The sequence below is a fragment of the Campylobacter sp. CNRCH_2013_0855 genome, from assembly GCF_025773025.1.
GTDB classification, from domain to species: domain Bacteria; phylum Campylobacterota; class Campylobacteria; order Campylobacterales; family Campylobacteraceae; genus Campylobacter_D; species Campylobacter_D jejuni_C.
This window is the reverse complement of sequence record NZ_JAKMTE010000058.1, coordinates 1-673: the sequence shown is the minus strand read 5'-3', so window position 1 is coordinate 673 and position 673 is coordinate 1. Positions and strand designations below refer to the sequence as shown.

Genomic DNA, 673 nt, shown 5'->3' with positions numbered 1-673 from the left:
CCAATCTACTCCCATAATCTCATCTATAAAAGGAAGCATACCAAATTCATCAGGTTTTAAAGTCTTAGCTAAGGTTTTAATCTCTTGTTCTCTTAAAGGATTTTTATGCACTCCTACTAAACCACTTCCTACAGCAATATCTGCATAACCATAAATAGCACCTAATAAATTAGGTTTATCTAATATACTACTTCCTCCACTTAATTGTATATAAAGTATAGTAGCTTGGATAAATCTTGCATTAAAACCATTTTGAAACATATCATTAGCTAGATATTTATAATCACCCAATATTCCTGCTGCCATACCCCATTCATTATGAAATAAACTTGATCTTAGATTATGTTTATTATCATCTACTATTCTATATAATTTTTCATATTTAGGATCTACATTTCCTTTTTCATCTACAGCTCCTATAGCTTCATAAGGTATATCTATAACAACACTTCTTATACCACTTCTTATAACTAAATACTTATATCTTTCTTTTTTAGTTTTTAAAGATTTATAATAAGCTTTTTCTGCTTTAGTCCAAGGAGCTATGCTTCCTTTAATAGGATCTTTTAGATAAATACTTTGCCAATCTTTAAATTCAAGCAAAGTAGAACTTTGTCCTGTGTAAAGATTAGGATCTAAATATCTGGGTTGATAGTCTTTATAGGGAGAGTTT

At 29.1% G+C, this 673-nt stretch carries 1 pseudogene; it reads right to left on the bottom strand.

The annotated features are described in order from the left end of the window. A pseudogene (locus tag L8X40_RS08410) lies at nucleotides 1–673 on the bottom strand (hypothetical protein); the annotation flags it as partial.